The organism is Nonomuraea sp. N2-4H (genome assembly GCF_045291505.1).
GTDB lineage: Bacteria > Actinomycetota > Actinomycetes > Streptosporangiales > Streptosporangiaceae > Nonomuraea > Nonomuraea fastidiosa.
The window spans coordinates 4185612-4204523 of sequence record NZ_CP147987.1; the positions used below are offsets into that span (position 1 = coordinate 4185612).

Genomic DNA, 18912 nt, shown 5'->3' on the forward strand with positions numbered 1-18912 from the left:
GCGGGCAGGCCCTGCCCGGTGTGCAGAACTCGTCGCCACCCCGCTCCCGGACGCGGGGCAGGCCCCCGGGAGCGGGTTCCCAGGGGCCTGCGGAGCGGGAAAAGGGTCAGGCGGCGGCCCTGGCGGTCAGCGCCACCTCGGCCTTCTTGGTGACGCCGTTGACGGTGACGGCGACCGTCACCTTGCCCGGCCGCAGCGCGGTGAGCGTTCCGGTGTCCGGGTCGAGGACGGCGACGTGCCGGGGCTTGGCCGACGTACGGTCGCCGATGTGCAGGTTGGGCGAGCCCGACCAGGCGACCGAGACCGGGTAGGCGGCGGGGACGGTCCGCCCCGCCTGGACGACGGACGCGCTGACGGTGGCCGGCCTGCCGACCGCGACGCTCGCCGGGGCGGTGAGCGTCAGCTCGTCCACGTGCGGGCGCACCTGCGTGCCGATCCAGGTGGGCGCGTCGGTGAACCAGTTCCGCTTGACCTGCTCGGCCTCGGCCTTGCTGACCGGGTCGACGCCCCACAGCGACCAGCCGGTGAAGCCGCCGTCGCCGGGCGCGGTGGCGGGGTTCTTGCCGGAGTTGCCGTTGATGAAGTACGGCACCGCGTCCACGTGCTCGGCGTGGAACGTCCCGACGTGCCCGCCGATGAACGCGGCCCCCTTGCCGGTCTCCCGCTGGAAGGCGGCCAGCCAGTCCTCGACGAGCGCGGCCTCCTTGCGGTCGCCGAGCTGGCTGCCCTTGCCCGGGGTGGGGTCGCGGGGCGGCACGTGGAACACCACGGCGACGGACCCGATGGAGGGGTCCTTGGCGGCCTTGTCGAGCTGGTCGCGCAGCATCGCCACCTGGTCGAAGCCGCCGCCCCTGAGCGTCAGGCGCGAGGTGTCCAGGGTGATGAAGCGGGTGCCCTTGTGGTCGAAGGTGCGGTACGTGTCGCCGAAGACGGCCTTGAAGTTGTCGATCTGGCCGCCCATCACCTCGTGGTTGCCGGGGATGTAGTGGTACGTCAGCTTCCCTTCCAGCTCCTCGTCGAGGATCTTCTTCGCCAGCGCGAAGTCCTCAGGCGACGCCTCGTCCACGAGGTCGCCGTTGATGAGCAGGAAGTCCGGCTTGGCGGCCTTGATCTCGCGGAGCGTGCGGCGCGCGTTCTTCACCAGGTCGCTGTCCGGGTCCCTGGCGACGAACTGCGCGTCCGACATGACCGCGAACCGCCACGGCATGTCCGCCACGTCCGCCTTGACCACGGGGTCGGTGATCTTGGGTGCGGGCGGCGTCTCCACCGCGGGCGGCACCTTGGCCACCAGGCCGTCGATCGTGATCTCGTTGGTGTACTGCGCGTCGGCCTTGGTCTCGGCCACGTAGAAGCGGCGCAGCTTGAGCGGGTAGTTGACGCCGGGCGGCACGGTGAACTCGACGTAGCGCCAGCCGGTCCACGTCATGTACGGCCCGCGCAGGATCTGCGACTGGCCGAGCGCGTCGTAGAACTCCAGGCTGGGCCACTCGCCCTTGCCGGTGGAGTTGATCCACAGCCCGAACGCCTGCGGCTGCCCCTCGATCACCAGGTCGCCCGGAGGGCTGGCGTAGGCGGCCCTGGTGGCGGTGGAGGTGGTGAAGTCGTACGACAGCTTCAGCCCGCCGCCGTCGTGGCCGGGCCCGGCCGACAGCGAGCCGGTGGCGCGGGCGGCGGAGAACGTCCAGCTCGCCGCGTCCTCGAAGTCGGCGACCTGCTTGTCCTCCATCCCGACGGTCACCGGCACGGCGGTGGTGAGCTTGCCGACCTTGGCGGTGATCAGCCCGGAGCCGCCGGCCTGCCGCGCCTTGACGGTGAAGTAGCCGTGCTCGGCGGCGGTGACCTCGAAGAGGTTCTTGTCGTAGCTGAGGGTGAGGTCGGCGGGCTCGATGGGCGCCGAGTTGCCGTTGCGGTCGTAGCCGACGACGCCGAACACGGCGGTGCCGTCCTGGCCGGCGATGCCGAGGCGGTCGGCGGTGGCGCCGAGCCGCTCCAGCGGCTGGAGCACGGTCAGCTCGATGCTGCCCTGGGCCTTGCCCCGGGAGGCGGTGACCGTGGTCTGGCCGGGCACCAGGGCGTGGAACCTGCCGTCGCGTACGACGCCGTGCACGGCGGGCTTGGCGCGCCAGGACGGGGTGCCGGCGGCGGGTCCGTACGTCTCGTCGTAACCGGCGGCGGTCAGCCGCCTGGTGAGGCCGGGGAAGACGCGGTCCGGACGGCCGCCGGCGACCGGTCCGACGCCGGGCGCCTTGGCCGGGTCGGAGGCGGTCTCCACCCAGAAGCCCTTGAGCTTGCCGCTGCCCTCGGGCGCGTAGAGCGCGAGCCCGTTGGGCACGTGGCGCTCGCCGCCGTCGGACGGGCTGTTCTCGACCTGTACCTCGGCGGAGCCGGGCTCGCGGGCCAGCATCGTGGACGAGCCGCCGCCGTCGAGGTTGAGCGCGTTGGCCGCGCCCAGCTCCTTCATCATGGCGGCCAGCTCGTTCAGCGTCACGCCGCGGCTGTCGGCCTGGCGGCCGTCCACGGTGAGCAGGTACATCTTCCTGCCGTCGGCGGAGAAGCCGACCGCGGTGCGCGGGTGGGCGGCGGGGTCGCTGGAGTTCTGCACGACGCCGTCCTTGACCAGCACCCAGTTGCCGCCGACGGCCGCCTTGACCGGGCCGCCGTCGGAGGGCCTGGGCCGGTAGGTCACGTCCACCGTGTCGCCCGGCTTGAGCGCGGCCACGGCGGCGGCGCCCTTGTCGCGGCCCAGCAGGATCGTGCTGCCCGCGGGGATGGGGCCGCTGCCGGCGGCGTCGCGTACCTCGGAGACGACGCCGTTCACCAGCACGGCCTCGGCGACGGCGGTGGCGCCCTCGACGGCGCGGGCCCGCGTGTACGAGCCCCACAGCGGGGTGAACAGCCCGACGCCGTCCTTCTGGATGATCTGGTTGAACTGGGTCAGCGTGATCGGCTCGCCGCCGGATGGGGTGGCGGTGCCTTCGAAGTACATCTCGATGACCCGGCCCACGCCGTCGGCCGAGATCGCGACGGCCTTCTCGTGGCCGGCGATCGGCGACTGGATGAGCGTGCCGTTCTGCACGCCGATGCCCTGGGCCGCGCCGGAGTTGTTGATGTCGAAGAAGTCGCCGTTGACGGCGGCGACCGCGCGGCTGCGCTTGGCCGGGCCGGACAGCGGCTCGGTCTTCGACACCTCGCCGGAGAACACGTAGTCGGCCTTGGCGCTGCCGAGGTCGGCGGTGAGGGCGTCGGCGCGCAGCCAGCCGAGCTCGTCGAAGGTGTCGAACGAGGTCAGCGAGATGCCGGGCGCGACCGGCCGGGTGGTCTTAGCGGTCTCCAGCCGCCGGTTCCCGGTGGCCTTGGCGAGCAGTGTGGAGGAAGCGGGGTAGGACGACGCCTGGAGCGCGTCCTCTGCGGGAGAGACGGGATCGGCCTGCGCGGGCGTGCCGATGGCCACGGGGCCTAACACGAGCGCGGCGGCGGCCAGCAATCGGAGGGTCTGCACGACCCGAATGCAATCGCTCGTGGTTATAAGTTTCAAGACTTTGGCATGAACTAAAAGAAAATTTCAGATCTTGAGGCCGACCCGCTCCCCCACCGCGTCTTCAGGAGGCTCCTCCTGTCCGGCCACCTCCGGCAGCCGGACGCCGACGTGCAGCACGAGCGGCACCGCCAGCGCCACCACCATCGACAGCACCGCCGTGCCGGAGTCGTTGACCAGCATGCCGATGACGCCGCTGGCCAGTGCCCCGAGCAGCCCGGCCCGCAGCATCGGCGCCCACGCGAACGCCGCGGGCACCACGCCCGCGCTCACCTTGCCCGGCCGCAGCACGGCGAAGACCAGGAAGATCAGCCCGGCCAGCACGATCGGCATGAGGTTGGGCGAGAGCAGGGTGTTGAGCATCGCGCCCAGCTTGCGCCCGATCACCGGCAGGAACGTGCCGTCGAGCACCTGACCCACGAACTTGCCGAGGTGCGTCTGCGCCTCCTGCGGGCGCAGGTGGTCGAGCACGGCGATGACCGTCACCGCCACACCGCCGAGCACGCAGAACCCGGCCAGCTTCAGCAGCGACACCCTGCGTCCCGCGACCAGCAGCGCGGTCACCGCGATGCCCGGCACGAACGCGATCACGCCGCCGAAGTCGCTGCCCACGCCAGGCCAGCCGGCCAGCAGCATCGCCACCACGCCGAGCACGACCACCCCGGCCACGGCGGCGCGCCGCCGCCCGGCCCGTGCGAGGTGCTCGGCCGCCACCGCCGAGCCCATGAGCACGGAGGTGACGAGCAGCGCGAACGGGATGTTCGCCAGCCCGTAATAGCGGCCGCCGACCACGGCGGTGTAGCCCATGAGGCTGTTGAACTGCAGCGTCGTGCCGGTCAGCAGGTCGGCGACGAGCACCCCCGCGGTGATCGCGGTGACCGCGGCGGGCGGGCCGAGCGGGTCGCGCCGCCACGGGCCGAGCAGCGCCACGGCGGCGATGACCGCCGTCACGGCCAGTACCGCGCCGATCAGCGTCGCCACCGGGTAGGGGCTGCGGTCCCATGGCAGCACGTTCACCGCGTACGTGGCGACGGGCACGCAGGCCGGGACCACCGCGGCCGTCCCGACCAGGCGCAGGTGCCGCCGCCGCGACAGCAGCAGGTACGCCGCGACGTAGAAGGCCACCTGGACCACCGCGAAGGCGGTGAAGAACCAGCCGGTCATGCCGCGCACGCTGGTGCCCGCCACGTCGGCCCTGACCAGGTCGGCGGGCGTGACAGGCTCGCCGAGCCGCCATGACACCCCGACGACGCCGGGCGGCGGCGCGATGCCGGCCGCGTTCAGGATCGTGGGCGTGATGTCGGGCAGCACCACGAGGTCGTCGCGCATGGTGGAGCCCGCCCCGATCGACGGCCCCGCCTCGCCGGCGACGGCCTCGGTGCCCGGCCGTTGCCACATCGCCACGCGCAGGTGCGGCACCGAGCCGTGGTCGCCGATGCCGGCCAGCACGATCTCGGTGTCCGGGGGCAGCCGGTCGAGCACCGCGCCCACCTCGGTGTCGGCCTGCCTGGCCAGCTCGCGGCGCTGCTCGGGCGAGATCACCTCGGGTTCGCGGGGCAGCCTGCCGTCCACCAGGTACGGCTGCACGAGCGCGGCCACGTCCGCGGCCAGCACCCGGCAGCGCGACCAGTCGGGCAGCCTGGCGGGCTCCGATGCGTACAGATCGACCCGGCCCTCCCGGTCGGCGAGCGCCACCGCCGCGCCCCTGCCGATCGCCGCCGTGCAGCCGCCCGCGGCGTGCACGGCGCTGCCCAGCGTGCCGGCGAACGCGGCGTTGGTGGTGCCGATCAGCTCGGGCAGCTCGGGCACGATCGCGCCCGGACCCGTGGAGATCGGCTCCGGCGGCAGCCCGCAGTGGCGGCCGACGGCCGAGCGCACGCCCGCCGACACGCTCAGCCAGCCGTCGTACGGGCAGGTGACGGTGCCGACGGCCTTGACCGAGAGCGAGCCGAGCGCGCTCTGCCCGGCCAGCTCCCACAGGCGCGGGGTGTCGCGCGGGTCGAGGTCGTCCCACATGAGGCCGGGCACGCCGATGAAGGCCACCCGGCCGCCCGGCGCGACCCCTCCGGTGGGCGCCGCTGCGGCCCCGGTGGGCGCGACCGCTCCGGTGGGCGCAGCCGCTCCGATGGGCGCCTCCCGCTCGTAACGCCGGGCCTGCTCACCGGACTCCACGGCGGGACCAGCCACGGTCTGCGCCGCCGCCTCCCCCGCCGGAGGCACCACCCACGACCCCGCGACCAGCACGAGTAGCAGGACCCACCGCACCGTCAGCCCCCATGGCTCACCGACTCGGACCGCGGGCCACCCTACAGCGCGGGACGCTCAGACGGCGGGAGTGACGGTGATCAAGCTGTCCAGGGCCTCGTCGTACAGCGGATCCAGCCAGTACGCGGTGTGCCAGCGCGTCTCCGGCAGCGGCTCGCCGGGGCCTGGACGGCGCGGGTCCCAGCAGAACCGGTCGACGCCGTCCGGCCGCCCGCCCGCCAGGGGATCGACGCGGCGGAACGCCGGGCCGCCGATCGGGTCGCTGAGCCGGTAGAGGTTGCACCACGTCACCGCCTCGCGTACCGCCGCAAGACCCGCAGGACCGAAGTAGGCGGGGAAGTACGCGGCGTAGAGCCGGCGCAGCGGCGAGCCGTGCGTGAGCAGCCGCACGCGCGCCCGGGTCGCCGGGTCGAGCTGCAGCACCACGGCGGCGGCGATGACGCTGCCCTGGCTGTGCCCGGACAGCACGACCTGGTCGCGGTCGGTCGCGGCCAGCCTGCGCACCCTGGAGACCAGCTCGGGGACCACCCGCTCGGTGTAGCAGGGCGGCGCGAGCGGGTGGATGGCGCGCGGCCAGAACGTGCAGATGTCCCACAGCACGCCGATCGCCCTGCGCAGCCGCGAGTCGCGGTACGTACGCCGCGCCACCAGCACCAGCGCCGCCACGGCCGCCACCATGGTCCAGCTGCCCGCCGACGCGAGCATTCCGGCCACCCCGCCGCCCGGCGTGAACGGCCCGAGCCAGTGCAGCACGGCCACCACCGCGGAGCCCGCCGCGCCGACGGCGGTGAGCACGCCGAGCACCAGCCCGGCCCGGTCGGTGAGCGCGGCGAGCGCCCACGCGGCGGCGACCCGCTCGGCGTCGTCGCGCTGGTCGTAGTACGCCTTCAGCTCGGGTGCCAGCCGGGCCGCCGCCGTCTTTCGCATCAGCCACAGCACGCCCGTGAGCGCGAGCAGGCCGAACGCGAGCAGCGGCACCAGCGCGGCCGTCCACCAGGCCGAGTCGTCGATGAGCAGCGCCCGCTCCAGCGGGCCGGGCTCGGCGGCGGTGCCGGGGACGCCGAAGAACGCGGCGGTCCAGAACAGCAGGCCGAGCGCCAGCACGTTCGCACTGCCCACGGCCACCATGAGCAAGAACCAGGCGGCCATGCCCATCATCGCCCGCGGCTCCCCGTCGCTCGGAGACCCCGGCTCGGAGGGGGATCGGCGGTCGGCGCGGACCAGGACGAACGTGGTGATCAGGAGGAAGGTGCCGAGTCCGACGGTGAGCGCGTACTGGAAGGCTCCGATGCCGACGCCGGGAAGCTGCCAGGCGAGCGTGCCGCCGTCGCCCGGCGGCAGGCCCGCGAGCGCGGCCCCGGCCGTGGCGAGGAACACCACCGGCGCCGCCACCCGCAGCGCCCGGCAGGCGACGTCGAGCAGGACGGGCGTACGGCGTCCCGAGTGCGGATCGACCCGGCGCGCGATGCACGGCAGCGTGACCAGCACCGCGGCGACCACCAGGACCGCCGCGTTGGCGACGGTGAGCACGAGCCCGACCGCCGTCCCGGCGAACGGCGCGGCCACCGCGACCCCGATCGAGGCCACGGCGAACGCCACGTGCACCACCCGCAGCCGCCACACCGGCGCCCCGCCGTGCCACAGCCGCGGCCGTCCCAGCAACAGCCCGCCACCCGCCCGCTCCCCCGCGCCCGCCGCGACCCCGCCCGCCCGCGCGCCCACTCCGGCCGCGACACTCGCCCGCCCCGCGGAAACGCCCGGACCCGACGCGACCCCACTCCCCCGCACACCTGTTCCCGCCGCGCCGCTCCCCGGTCCGGTGGAGACGCCCGTGCCTGGAGCGCCCTTCACGCGTGCGCTCGTGGCCGCGGCGCTCGTCGTGCGTGCGGCCGGGACCGCGGCCCCGCCCCCGCCCGGTGCGGCGGATGGGGGCGGGGCGTCGTCCGCCTGGGCGCGCGGGGCCGGGACGCCACCCGCAGGGGGGACCGCCGCCGCGGGCCCACCGGCCGGTACGGGCGTCGCGGGCCCGCCAGGCGGAAGCGTGTTCTCGTCGCGCCGCCAGGTGCGCCGGGCGAGCCACCACAGCAGCACCACGACCAGCAGCGGCACCAGCGACGTGACCGCCAGCCGCCTGGACGGCTCGTCACCCCACATGACCGCGAGCCACCGCACCCAGGAGGGCGCGGTCTCGGCGGCGCAGGCGCGACCGGCGGCGGTGCACTGCCAGCCGATGACGTCGACGGCGGTCCTGGTGACCGCGCCGATCAGGGTGCCGGTGAGCAGCAGGGCGAACAGCCGCTGCCCCGCCTCGGTCACGTGGCGCAGCCGGCGGGCGCGGGCGGGCCTGGGCAGCATGAAGTAGGCGAGGTTGGCGAGCGAGAACGGCAGCAGGAGCAGCCACAGCGCGATGGCCCGCCCGCCTGAGGTGAGGTTGCCCCAGGCGTAGGCCTCACGGTGGCGTACGCCCGGCACGTCGGCGTGGTCTCCCGAGGGCGGACCGCCCTCCCACCAGCGGCGGTAGAAACCGGTGGTGCCGTCGCCCGCGACGAGCCTGGGGTGGGGGTGGGCGAGGATGCCGGACGGCGGCGTGCCCGAGACGCCGTGCACGCGCAGCTCGGTCACACCCTCGCAGGTCTCGTCGATGAATCCGTCCATCAACCCAGCATCTAATCACTTTAGGTAATCGGTCAAATACACAAAGTGATCGATCTGGCGCGATCGCGCGCGCTCATCCCGCGTGCCACCGGGCTTGGCGGACCTTGCAGGCATGAAGAGCGCGGAGTGCGAAAGACCAGGTCAACGTTACTTTTTTCGAAACTTCCGGCAAGCGGCCCTAAGGAGAGGTTTTCCGGACGCTTCGCTTCGCTTTCACTCAGGTGGGAACGACGACCCGCAGAGGCGTCCACACGCGAGGGGGACGTGGAGAAGCGCGGGATGCCTGTTCACCGAGGGGGCGGGGAGCCTGAGGAACATCATTCGCAGACGTGACGACGCGGAGGCGCCGCAGGAGCGGCCGGCCGGCAGGGACGGCGAGTGCCTGCGTGAGGCCCGGGCGCACTGGATCGACCGTGACACGGTGGTGTGGCCGGGCGACCCGAACTCGCAGGAGGGCGCGTTCCTGGTCTTCCACCCCGGCGACGTGCCGCTGCGGCACGGCGAGCAGGAATGCGGGTCCGGCCTGATCCGGCTGCTGCCCTGCAGGCTCACCGCGCAGCAGCGCGTACGGTGGCCGCACCTGGCCGGCCATCCCGCGTTCCAGGTGGACCCCGCGGACATCGACCTCGTCCACGAGGCGCTGCGCGGCCAGGTCGTGGCCGTGCGGCGGGACGCCGAGGGCGGGGTCGCGGCCGTGACCGGGGTGCAGATCGCGGGCGTGCTCGACGACCTGTACGCGGGCGCCGCCGACGCCGTGCTCGGCCCGTCGGGGCGGATGTTCCCGAAGCTCTCGGTGTGGGCGCCCACCGCGCGGAAGGTCGAGCTGGCCCTGTACGGCCCGGGCGGGCGCCGGGTGCACCGCATGAAGCGCGACGACGAGACCGGCGTGTGGTCGGTGCACGGGCCGCCCGCGTGGTGGGGGCTGGAGTACACGTACCTGGTGACCGTCTACTCGCCCGAGGCCGGGGCGGTGGTCACGAACGAGGTCACCGACCCCTACAGCGTGGACGTCACCGCCGACGGCCGCCGCAGCAGGCTCGTCCACCTGTCCAGGGCGGCGCTCAAGCCGCCCGGCTGGGACCGGCACGCCGCGCCGCCGCCCGTGCCGCAGCACCAGGCCGTGGTCTACGAGCTGCACGTCCGCGACTTCTCCGCCTCCGACCCGACCGTGCCGGAGGAGCTGCGCGGCACGTACGCGGCCTTCACCCTCGACTCGGCCGGGATGCGCGAGCTGCGCAGGCTGGCCGCCGACGGGGTCACGCACGTGCACCTGCTGCCCGTGTTCGACTTCGCCACCGTCCCCGAGCGCCGCGCCGACCGCACCGAGCCGCCCGCGGGCGAGCTGGCCGCGCTGCCGCCCGACTCCGAGCGGCAGCAGGAGATCATCGCCCGCACCGCCGCCGTCGACTCCTACAACTGGGGGTACGACCCGCTGCACTACACGGCGCCGGAGGGCTCGTACGCGACCGATCCGGACAACCGCGTACGGGAGTTCCGCGCGATGGTGGCCGCGCTGCACAAGGCGGGGCTGCGCGTCGTCATGGACGTCGTCTACAACCACACCTACTCGACCGCCGTGCTCGACCCCGTCGTGCCCGGCTACTACCACCGGCGCCTCGACGACGGCTCGCTCGCCACCTCCACCTGCTGCGCCAACACCGCACCCGAGCACATGATGATGGGCAAGCTCATCGTCGACTCGGTGGTCACCTGGGCCAGGCAGTACCGCGTCGACGGCTTCCGCTTCGACCTCATGGGCCACCACCCGCTGTCCAACATGCTCGCCGTACGCCGCGCCCTCGACGCGCTCACGCCCGAGACCGACGGGGTGGACGGCCGGTCGATCATCCTGTACGGCGAGGGCTGGAGCTTCGGCGAGGTGGCCGGCGACGCCCGTTTCCTGCAGGCCAGCCAGGCCCACATGGCGGGCACCGGCATCGCGACGTTCAACGACCGGCTGCGGGACGCGGTGCGCGGCGGCGCGCCCTTCGACGCCGACCCGCGCGTGCAGGGCTACGGCTCCGGCCTGGCCGGCGCGCCCAACGGCGCCCCCGTCAACGGCGGCCCCGAGCAGCAGCGGGAGCGGCTGGCCGCCTACGCCGACCTCATCAGGATCGGGCTCACCGGCGGCCTGGCCGACTACGTGCTGCCGTCCGGCCGGGCGGCCCGCGACATCTGGTACAACGGCATGCCCGCCGGGTACGCCGCCGAGCCGGGCGAGGCGGTCGCGTACGTGGACGCGCACGACAACGAGACGCTCTACGACGCGCTTGCGTACAAGCTGCCGCAGCAGACGCCGATGGCCGACCGGGTGCGCATGCAGGTGCTGGCGCTGGCCATGGCGGTGCTGGCGCAGGGCATGGTGTTCGTGCACGCGGGCAGCGAGCGGCTGCGCTCGAAGTCGCTCGACCGCAACTCCTACGACTCCGGCGACTGGTTCAACCGGCTGCTGTGGGACTGCGCGCAGGGCAACAACTTCGGCGTGGGCCTGCCTCCCCGGCGCGACAACGAGGCCCGCTGGCCGTACGCGCGGCCGCTGCTCGCCGATCCGGCGCTGCGGCCCGGCTGCGCGGAGATCCGCGCGGCCCGCGCCGGGTTCGGCGAGCTGCTGCGCATCCGGTGGTCGACGCCGGCCTTCTCGCTCGGGTCGGCGGAGGAGGTGCGGCGGCGGCTCACGTTCCCCGCCTCAGCCGACGGGGTGATCGCCATGCACGTGGACACCTCGGGCCTGGACGAGCGGTGGCGGTCGGTCACGGTGGTGTTCAACGCCACGCCGTGGACGCAGACCCAGGCCATGCCGCCGTCCGCGGGGCAGGCGAGGCCTGGTGTGCGGCTCCACCCGGTGCAGGCGAACTCGGCCGATCCCGTCGTGCGGCAGTCCTCGTACGACCCGGCCACCGGCACGCTGACGGTCCCGGCCCGCACGGTCGCCGTTTTCGTCGAGCCGGCATGAAATGCCGGTCAGTGCGGGTTGGAGTGTGACCTCACGGGGTAGAGGGAACGTTCATCGCATCACTGGCAATGAGCCGCACGACGGCGCAGACTGGATAGACGGCGATCGCGTGGAGCAGTGGAGCACCCGTGAACAATCACTTTGATCACCTCCCGGTCCTTTCCCGTGGCAGGCATCGCAACCCCAAGCGCGGCGCCTGCTTCATGGAACTCGCCTCCTACCTGGCCGGCGAGCGCTGGAGCGACCACCCGGCCTGCACGCACCCGCTGCTGGCCGCGCTCGCCCGGCTCGTCAACGACAACACCGACGACGAGAACCGCGCCAAGCTCGTCCCGCTCGTGCCGTCCATCATCGGCCTGGTCAGCGACGACCTGCGCGTGGACGCCCACATCGCGCTGCGCTGCGCCACTACTGCGCTGCCCGTGGCCGCCGCCGAACGCCAGCTCGCGCTGGCCGTGTCGGTGCTCGCGGCCGAGGAGATGCTGGCCAGGCTCGACGGCGCGCCGTCCGGGCGCATGAGCGAGCGCAGCCGGCAGGCCATGGCGGAGGTCCCGCACGCCGCCCAGCAGGCCCGCCGCTTCAGCCGCGCCGCCCGCATCACCGAGAAGGGCTTCCGCCGGTACGCCGCCCCGAACGCCGTACAGCTGGCCGTGGTCGGCATCGTGCAGGCGTGCATCCCCGACCCCGACGGGCTGCTGCGGAAGCTGCTGGAGGAGACGATCGAGGAGTGCACCGCCCTCATCCGTCCCTCCCGGCCCCAGCCCACCACCCTGATCGACCTCCCGGCCCGAACCCCGGCCCACGCCTGACCTTTCCGGGGTCGCCCGGGGCCCGGGGTCCATGCCCGCCGCCGTCATGCTCGCTGCCATGCGCCGGCCCGCAAGCACCGCAAGCCGGCCCGGACCACGGCCGACCATTCAGCCGCAGCCTGGCCACCCCCGTCCGCACCGCGCCACTCCCGGGCTGAACCCGCGCGCTCAGCCGCCCCAGGGCGCGGCCGGCGGGGTGACATTGGTCGCACCCGCCACTTCACCCGGCCAGGCGCACCGCCTGGGAGCGCCTGCTTCTCTCCACCCCCGTCCGGCCAGGCGCGCCATGCCCGCGTGCGCAAAACCGCCGTTCAGCGGCCCCTAGGCCCCCGCTCGCCGCTGCCCGCTCACGTTCAGCCGCGCACTCCGACCCCGATCACCTTGAGAGACTTTGCGAGCGCGTAGAGCGACAATCAGCCCTAATGCCGCAGGTCAGGCAAGCCTCTCCTTCGTTGCGGATCTTGCGCCGCCTATGTCACATTCAAGGCGAGAGATCCAAAAGGGGAGGAAAAGGTATGACCATCGAGCTCGCTCGTCCCCACTCCCCCGAGGCGCACCACAGCCACCGGGACGTGACCGGTGGGTGGCTGCGGCCGGCGGTGTTCGGGGCGATGGATGGGCTCGTGTCCAACTTCGCGCTGATCGCCGGAGTGGTCGGCGCGGCGGGGGCCGGGCAGGGGGCGGTGCTCGCCGGTTTCGCGGGGCTGATCGCCGGGGCGTGCTCCATGGCGGCGGGCGAGTACACGTCCGTGAAGTCCCAGACCGAGCTGATGCGGGCGGAGATCGCGGTCGAGCGCCGCGAGCTGGCCCGCAACCCGGACGGAGAGCGGGCCGAGCTGGCGGCGCTGTACCGGTCGCGCGGGCTCGACGCCGAGCTGGCCGAACGGGTGGCCGACGGGCTGTCCGCGGACCCCGAGCAGGCGCTGCGGGTGCACGTCCGCGAAGAGCTCGGGGTGGACGTCGACGACCTGCCGTCCCCGTACGTGGCCGCCGGATCGTCGTTCTGCGCCTTCGCCACCGGAGCGCTGGTGCCGCTGGTGCCGTTCCTGTTCGGGGCGTCCGGGCTGATGGTGGCGCTGGTGGTGAGCGTGCTGGCGCTGTTCGGGTTCGGGGCCGTCGTGGCGGTGATGACGGCACGTCCGTGGTGGCTGGGCGGCCTGCGGCAGCTCGCCCTGGGCGTCGGCGCCGCCTCCGTGACCTTCGGCCTGGGCCACCTCCTAGGCGTCACCATCGCCTGACCCCGCTCTACATCAGCCGAGCCTCCTCTAGGGCAAGCGCCGGAAGGCGGCGCGGAGACGGCGGGGCAGAGATGGAGGGGCGGCGCCATAGCGGCTCAAGAGGCGAGGCGTCACGCCCGGTACAGAGGGTGAGGCGTCACTGCGGTTCAGGGGGCGAGGCGTTAGGGCGGTTCAGGGGCGAGTGGTGGTGGCCAGCTTGAGCCCCAGGGCGACGAGCGCGATGCCGGTCAACCCGTCGATCGCGCGCCGCACGTTCGGCCGGGCGAACAACTTGCGCAGCGCTCCCACGACGTTCGCCACCACCAGGAACCACGCCACGGTCCCCACCAGCGCCACCGCCGAGAGCGCCGCCACCGGCACCCCGGCCCCGAGGAACTGCGGCACCAGCGCCACGAAGAACAGCGCGGCCTTCGGGTTGAGCACGTTCGTGAGAAAACCTTCCATGAACGCGGCCCCCGGCCCTCGCCCGCCCGCGTCCGCCACGTCCCGCTGAAGGGTGCCGCCACCGCGCCAGGCCGCGCGCAGCGACCGGATGCCGAGGTAGAGCAGGTAGGCAGCGCCGACCACCTTGACAACGGTGAACGCGGCTGCGGACGCCGCGAGCAGCGCGGCGACACCCGTGGCGGCGGCGACCACCCAGGCGAAGACGCCCAGGGCGATCCCGGCAGCGGCCGCCATGCCGTGCACGCGCCCCGAGACGGCCGAACGCCGCACGACCACGGCAAAGTCAGGGCCGGGCGACATCGCCCCGAGCATCACCACGCCGCCAAACGCCACAATCTCCGCTACCGCCGACATACCACTCACCCTACGACCCTCGCCCCGGCACCGCCCCTCGTCTCCGCACCGCCCCTCGTCTCCGCACCGGCTCTCGTCTCCGCACCGGCTCTCGTCTCTGCACCGGCTCTCGTCTCTGCACCGGCCCTTATCTCCGCGCCGAACCCCGCAACACCCGCGCCGGGAAGCATCGACGTCCCCCTCTGCGCCCCTCAGCGTGCTCGTGGCATGGTGACGACCAAGCACTAGCCCTGGGGCTCAGGTGAGAAGGCGCAGACGCCCACTGCCCCACTGCATCCCACTCCGCCCCAGACGAGGGCGGAACGAGGGAGGGGAGGAAACAGCGCCTATCGCGTCGAAGCCGCCATCGAGCAGGGCGATAGGGATTGAAGTCGTGGCCAACCGCCCCGAAGGCGCGTGGGGTGGCGGACGTTGAGGCCCTGACCGCCGTAATCGTGCGCGCTTTGGCCGTGGGCGCCGTGGCCCTGACCGCCTTGGCCGCAGGCGCCGCGACCCATGCGCGCCGCGACCGTGGGCGCCACGAGCGTGGGCAGCGTGACCGTGGGCGCCACGAGCGTGGGCGGCGTGACCGTGCGCGCCGCCGCCGTGGGCGGAATCGCCGTGGCCCAGGCGGCGTGACCGCAGGCGGCGTGACCGCAGGCGGCTGCGCGTTCGCACGCCGCCGGCGCGGGGTGGGCGGCGGCGAAGTAGGCGTCTGCCACCACTTCGGCGACGGCGCCCGATGGCTCGATCCGCCTGGCATGCGGTGTTCGACGCGCGGCGTCCCAGGTTCGACGGGGTGGCGTCCTGGGGAGACGATGGAGGGATGGACATCATGGAACTGGTCGAGAAGTCGAAAGACACCGCGACGGTGAGCCGGGTCTTCGGCGAACCGGTCCGGCACGGCGACATCGTCGTCATCCCGGTCGCCAGGGTCGCTCAGGGCGGCGGCGGGGGCCAGGGCGCAGGCAAGGGCGAGAAGGGCGAGGTCGGCGGTGGTGGCGGCGGGGGCTTCGGCTTCGGCGCCAGTCCTGCAGGCGTCTTCGTCCTGAAGGACGGTGAGGTCTCCTGGCGCCCTGCGGTCGACGTCAACCGCATCGTCATCGGCGGCCAGTTCGTCGCGGTCGTTCTGCTGCTGACCCTGCGCTCGATCCTGAAGAGGCGCCGCCGCAAGCACTGACACCCTGGCGCGTTGGCAGGGCGGCGTCTCTTCGGGCGCCGCGCTTCACTCCGGGCGCCGCGCTCCACTCCGGGCGCCGCGCTCTGAACGACTCCGCCGGCACACGCACCGCCCCGCCGATGGCGCTCTACCGACGCTGTCGGCGGGCTCGGCGGCCACCCACCGATCATGCCATGTCGACGATTCCGCACCCCGTTGCGCGACCGACCGCCAGCCCTCATGCACGGCACATCAGGGAGGGGCCCATGCACGACGGACCAGTCGGCGGCCCATCCGCGACGCGTGCGGTAGATCCTCGCCCAGCGGTTCGATCAGCCCGCGCACCGGACCCGGCGGCCCCGTGCCCGGTGCGGGGCGGGTGATCGGTCGTCAGTCGAAGCTGTTGGAGATTTCGTGCCAGCCGCCCGGGGCGATCTTCGCGGCGGCGGCCGGGCCCCAGGTGCCCGGTTCGTACGGCAACGGCGGCTCCGTCATGTCGAGGACCGGCGCGACGATCCGCCACGCCTCCTCCACCAGGTCGAATCTGAGGAACCTGCGCGGATCGCCGCTCACCGCGTCGGCGAGGATGCGTTCGTAGGCGGCGTCCATCGGCCCGAACTCCTTGGTGAAGTCGACACTGACCGGGACCGGCCGGGTGCGCTGCTTGCCTGGCTCCTTGGCCAGCAGGTCGAAGGTCACCCCGGCGTCGGGTTGCAGCCGGAACCGGATGAGGTTGGGGCTGGCGGGCGCATGGGCGTCGTCGAACATGGTGACCGGCGGCCGGCGCAGCTCGGCGACGACCTCCAGGTCGGTCATGGGCATGGCCTTACCGGAGCGGATGCACCAGGGCACGCCGGCCCAGCGCCAGTTGTCGATGTAGGCGCGCAGGGCGACGAAGGTCTCGGTGGTGGAGCCGGGCCGCACGCCCTCGGTGCCGAGGTAGCCGGTGTACTGGCCGCGTACGACGTCGGCCGGGTCGATGGTCTTGACCGCCCGCAGCACCCGCCACTTCTCGTCGAGCGTGGCCCGGGCGTCGGTGGACGGCGGCGGGTCCATGGCGAGCAGGGCGAGCAGCTGCAGCAGGTGGTTCTGCACGACGTCGCGTACGGTGCCGTTGGCGTCGTAGAAGGCCCCTCGGTCGCGTACGTCGAAGTCCTCGGCCATGGTGATCTGCACGCTGCGGATGTACGAGCGGTTCCAGATGGGCTCGAGCAGCATGTTGGCGAACCTGAAGACCATGAGGTCTTCGACCGGCTCCTTGCCGAGGAAGTGGTCGACCCGGCGCAGGTGGTCTTCGTCGAAGTGCCTGAGCAGCTGGTCGTTGAGCTCGCGCGCCGACTGGAGGTCGTGGCCGAACGGCTTCTCCACGACCAGCCGGGCGTCGCGGTTGAGCCCCACCCCGGCCAGCCCCTCGGCGACGGGGGCGAACAGGGCGGGCGGCACGGCGAGGTAGTGGACGAGGAAGCCCATGCCCGCCACCTCGTCGCGCAGCCGCGTGAAGGTGGCGGGGTCGCCGTAGTCGCCGGCGACGAGCCGCAGGTTGCCGGCCAGCCGGTCGAACGCCGCGTCGCGCACCCCGCCGCATGTCTCGCGGGCGCGCTCGCGCAGCCCGTCGAGGTCGAGGTCGGTCTTGGCGACGCCGACGATCGGCAGGTCGAGCCGACCGGCGGCGGTCAGCCGGTAGAGGGCCGGCAGCAGCATCTTGTGCGCGAGGTCGCCGGTGATGCCGAACAGCACCAGCGCCCCCGCACGACCAGATCCGGCCGAGGTCACCCGCGCCTGCCCGGCCTCCCCCGAGGCCGGGCCCGCCTGGCCGGTCGCCCCCGAGCCGGGGGCCGCCTGACCGGTTCCCATGTCAGACGCGCCTTCCGCGCAGCGCCCGGTAGCGGCGGATGAGCTGCTCGGTGGAGGTGTCGGGGAAGGAGGTGGGCGGCTCGTCGGAGACCAGCGCGGGCGCCAGGTCGAGCGCCATCTTCTTGCCCAGCTCGACGCCCCACTGGTCGAAGGAGTCGATGCCCCAGATGGTGCCCTCGACGAACACGATGTGCTCGTAGAGCGCGACGAGCTGGCCCAGCGTGGACGGGGTGAGCTTGGGCGCGAGGATCGTGGAGGTGGGCCGGTTACCCGGCATCACCTTGTGGGGCACGATCTCGGGCGCGGTGCCCTCGGCGGCGATCTCCTCGGCGGTCTTGCCGAACGCCAGGGCGGAGGTCTGGGCCAGCAGATTGGCGGTGAGCTGGTCGTGCATGCCCTCGCGGTCCTCATAGGGCTCGGCGAAGCCGATGAAGTCGGCGGGCACGAGCCGGGTGCCCTGGTGGAGGAGCTGGTAGAAGGCGTGCTGGCCGTTGGTGCCCGGCTCGCCCCAGAAGATCTCGCCGGTGGTGGCGGTGACGGGGGTGCCGTCGGCGCGTACGGACTTGCCGTTGGACTCCATCGTGAGCTGCTGCAGGTAGGCCGGGAAGCGGTGGAGCCGCTGGCTGTAGGGCAGCACGGCGCGGGTCTCGGCGCCGAAGAAGTCGGTGTACCAGATGCCGAGCAGGCCCATCAGCACCGGCATGTTCTCCTTGAACGGCGCGGTGCGGAAGTGCTCGTCGATGGTGTGGAAGCCGTCGAGCATCTCGCGGAAGCGCTCGGGGCCGATGGCGATCATCAGGGACAGGCCGATGGCGCCGTCGTAGGAGTAGCGGCCGCCCACCCAGTCCCAGAAGCCGAACATGTTGGCGGTGTCGATGCCGAACTCCTGCACCTTGGCGGCGTTGGTGGAGACGGCGACGAAGTGCTTGGCGACGGCGTCCTCGCCGAGCGCGTCGACCAGCCAGCGGCGCGCGACCCTGGCGTTGGTGAGGGTCTCGAGCGTGGTGAAGGTCTTGGAGCTGACCACGAAGAGCGTGGTGGCCGGGTCGAGGCCGGCGAGGTTGCCGGTGATGTCGGCGGGGTCGATGTTGGAGACGAACCTGGCGGTGATGCCGGCGTCGGCGTAGTCGCGCAGCGCCTCGTACGCCATCGCGGGCCCGAGGTCGGAGCCGCCGATGCCGATGTTGACGACGGTCTCGATGGGCTTGCCCGTGGCGCCCTTCCACTCCTTCGACCTGACCCGGTTCGCGAAGTCGCTCATCTTGTCGAGCACGGCGTGCACGTCGGCCACGACGTCCTGCCCGTCGACGACCAGCTCGGCGGTGCGCGGCAGGCGCAGCGCGACGTGGAGGACCGCGCGGTCCTCGCTGACGTTGATGTGGTCGCCGCGGAACATGGCGTCGATGCGCTCGCGCAACCCGGCACGCTCGGCCAGCGCCACCAGCAGGTCGATGGTCTCCTGCGTGGCACGGTGCTTGGCGTAGTCGAGATAGAGGTCGCCGGCGGCCACCGTCATCCGCCCGGCCCGGCCCGGGTCGTCCGCGAACAGCTCGCGCAGGTGCTTGCCCGCAAGCTCTTCGTGGTGCTTGCCCAGTGCCGCCCACTCCTGGCTCTGGGTGATGTCGCCGTTCACAATGCCTCCTCATGTCGCCAAAAGACGTGGCGCC

The 18912-nt window shown here is 73.0% G+C and carries 11 protein-coding genes; 5 read left to right on the top strand and 6 right to left on the bottom strand.

The window, feature by feature from the left end; genetic code table 11:
- Window positions 1–106: 106 nt before the first annotated feature.
- The 3 genes from WBK31_RS19425 to WBK31_RS19435 form a co-directional block, all read right to left on the bottom strand.
- Window positions 107–3499 carry a phosphodiester glycosidase family protein gene (locus WBK31_RS19425; RefSeq protein WP_406675355.1) on the bottom strand — a complete coding sequence of 1131 codons (3393 nt, stop codon included), beginning with the start codon at window positions 3497–3499 and terminating at the stop codon, window positions 107–109.
- 63 nt (window positions 3500–3562) lie between these two features.
- The gene (locus WBK31_RS19430) at window positions 3563–5800 is read right to left on the bottom strand and encodes a hypothetical protein (RefSeq protein WP_406675356.1); all 2238 of its coding nucleotides are present in this window, start codon (window positions 5798–5800) and stop codon (window positions 3563–3565) included.
- A 57-nt stretch (window positions 5801–5857) separates the two neighbouring features.
- Window positions 5858–8455 carry a hypothetical protein gene (locus tag WBK31_RS19435; protein WP_406675357.1) on the bottom strand — a complete coding sequence of 866 codons (2598 nt, stop codon included), beginning with the start codon at window positions 8453–8455 and terminating at the stop codon, window positions 5858–5860.
- 319 nt (window positions 8456–8774) lie between these two features.
- Here WBK31_RS19435 and pulA point away from each other — a divergent pair, with 319 nt between their 5' ends.
- The 3 genes from pulA to WBK31_RS19450 all read left to right on the top strand — a co-directional run bounded on the left by pulA (window position 8775) and on the right by WBK31_RS19450 (window position 13455).
- Window positions 8775–11408 carry a pullulanase-type alpha-1,6-glucosidase gene (gene pulA / locus WBK31_RS19440; protein ID WP_406675508.1) on the top strand — a complete coding sequence of 878 codons (2634 nt, stop codon included), beginning with the start codon at window positions 8775–8777 and terminating at the stop codon, window positions 11406–11408.
- A 128-nt stretch (window positions 11409–11536) separates the two neighbouring features.
- Window positions 11537–12217, top strand: a complete 681-nt coding sequence (locus tag WBK31_RS19445) for a hypothetical protein (RefSeq protein ID WP_364053401.1) — start codon at window positions 11537–11539, stop codon at window positions 12215–12217.
- A gap of 515 nt (window positions 12218–12732) precedes the next feature.
- A complete protein-coding gene (locus tag WBK31_RS19450) occupies window positions 12733–13455 on the top strand; it encodes a VIT1/CCC1 transporter family protein (RefSeq protein WP_364053404.1) in 723 nt (240 codons plus the stop codon).
- Between the two features lie 171 nt (window positions 13456–13626).
- Here WBK31_RS19450 and WBK31_RS19455 read toward each other — a convergent pair whose 3' ends face one another.
- A complete protein-coding gene (locus tag WBK31_RS19455) occupies window positions 13627–14253 on the bottom strand; it encodes a LysE family translocator (protein ID WP_406675358.1) in 627 nt (208 codons plus the stop codon).
- A gap of 495 nt (window positions 14254–14748) precedes the next feature.
- Between WBK31_RS19455 and WBK31_RS19460 the strand changes: the two genes are divergently transcribed.
- A complete protein-coding gene (locus tag WBK31_RS19460) occupies window positions 14749–14871 on the top strand; it encodes a hypothetical protein (RefSeq protein WP_364053410.1) in 123 nt (40 codons plus the stop codon).
- A gap of 196 nt (window positions 14872–15067) precedes the next feature.
- Window positions 15068–15412, top strand: coding sequence for a spore germination protein GerW family protein (locus WBK31_RS19465; RefSeq protein WP_364053413.1), 345 nt, complete (start codon window positions 15068–15070; stop codon window positions 15410–15412).
- Between the two features lie 369 nt (window positions 15413–15781).
- Here the strand turns inward: WBK31_RS19465 and zwf are convergent, their stop codons facing one another.
- Window positions 15782–17245 carry a glucose-6-phosphate dehydrogenase gene (gene zwf / locus WBK31_RS19470; RefSeq protein ID WP_364053416.1) on the bottom strand — a complete coding sequence of 488 codons (1464 nt, stop codon included), beginning with the start codon at window positions 17243–17245 and terminating at the stop codon, window positions 15782–15784.
- Window position 17246: 1 nt separating this feature from the next.
- Window positions 17247–18878 carry a glucose-6-phosphate isomerase gene (gene pgi, locus WBK31_RS19475; protein ID WP_364053419.1) on the bottom strand — a complete coding sequence of 544 codons (1632 nt, stop codon included), beginning with the start codon at window positions 18876–18878 and terminating at the stop codon, window positions 17247–17249.
- Between the last annotated feature and the right edge of the window lie 34 nt (window positions 18879–18912).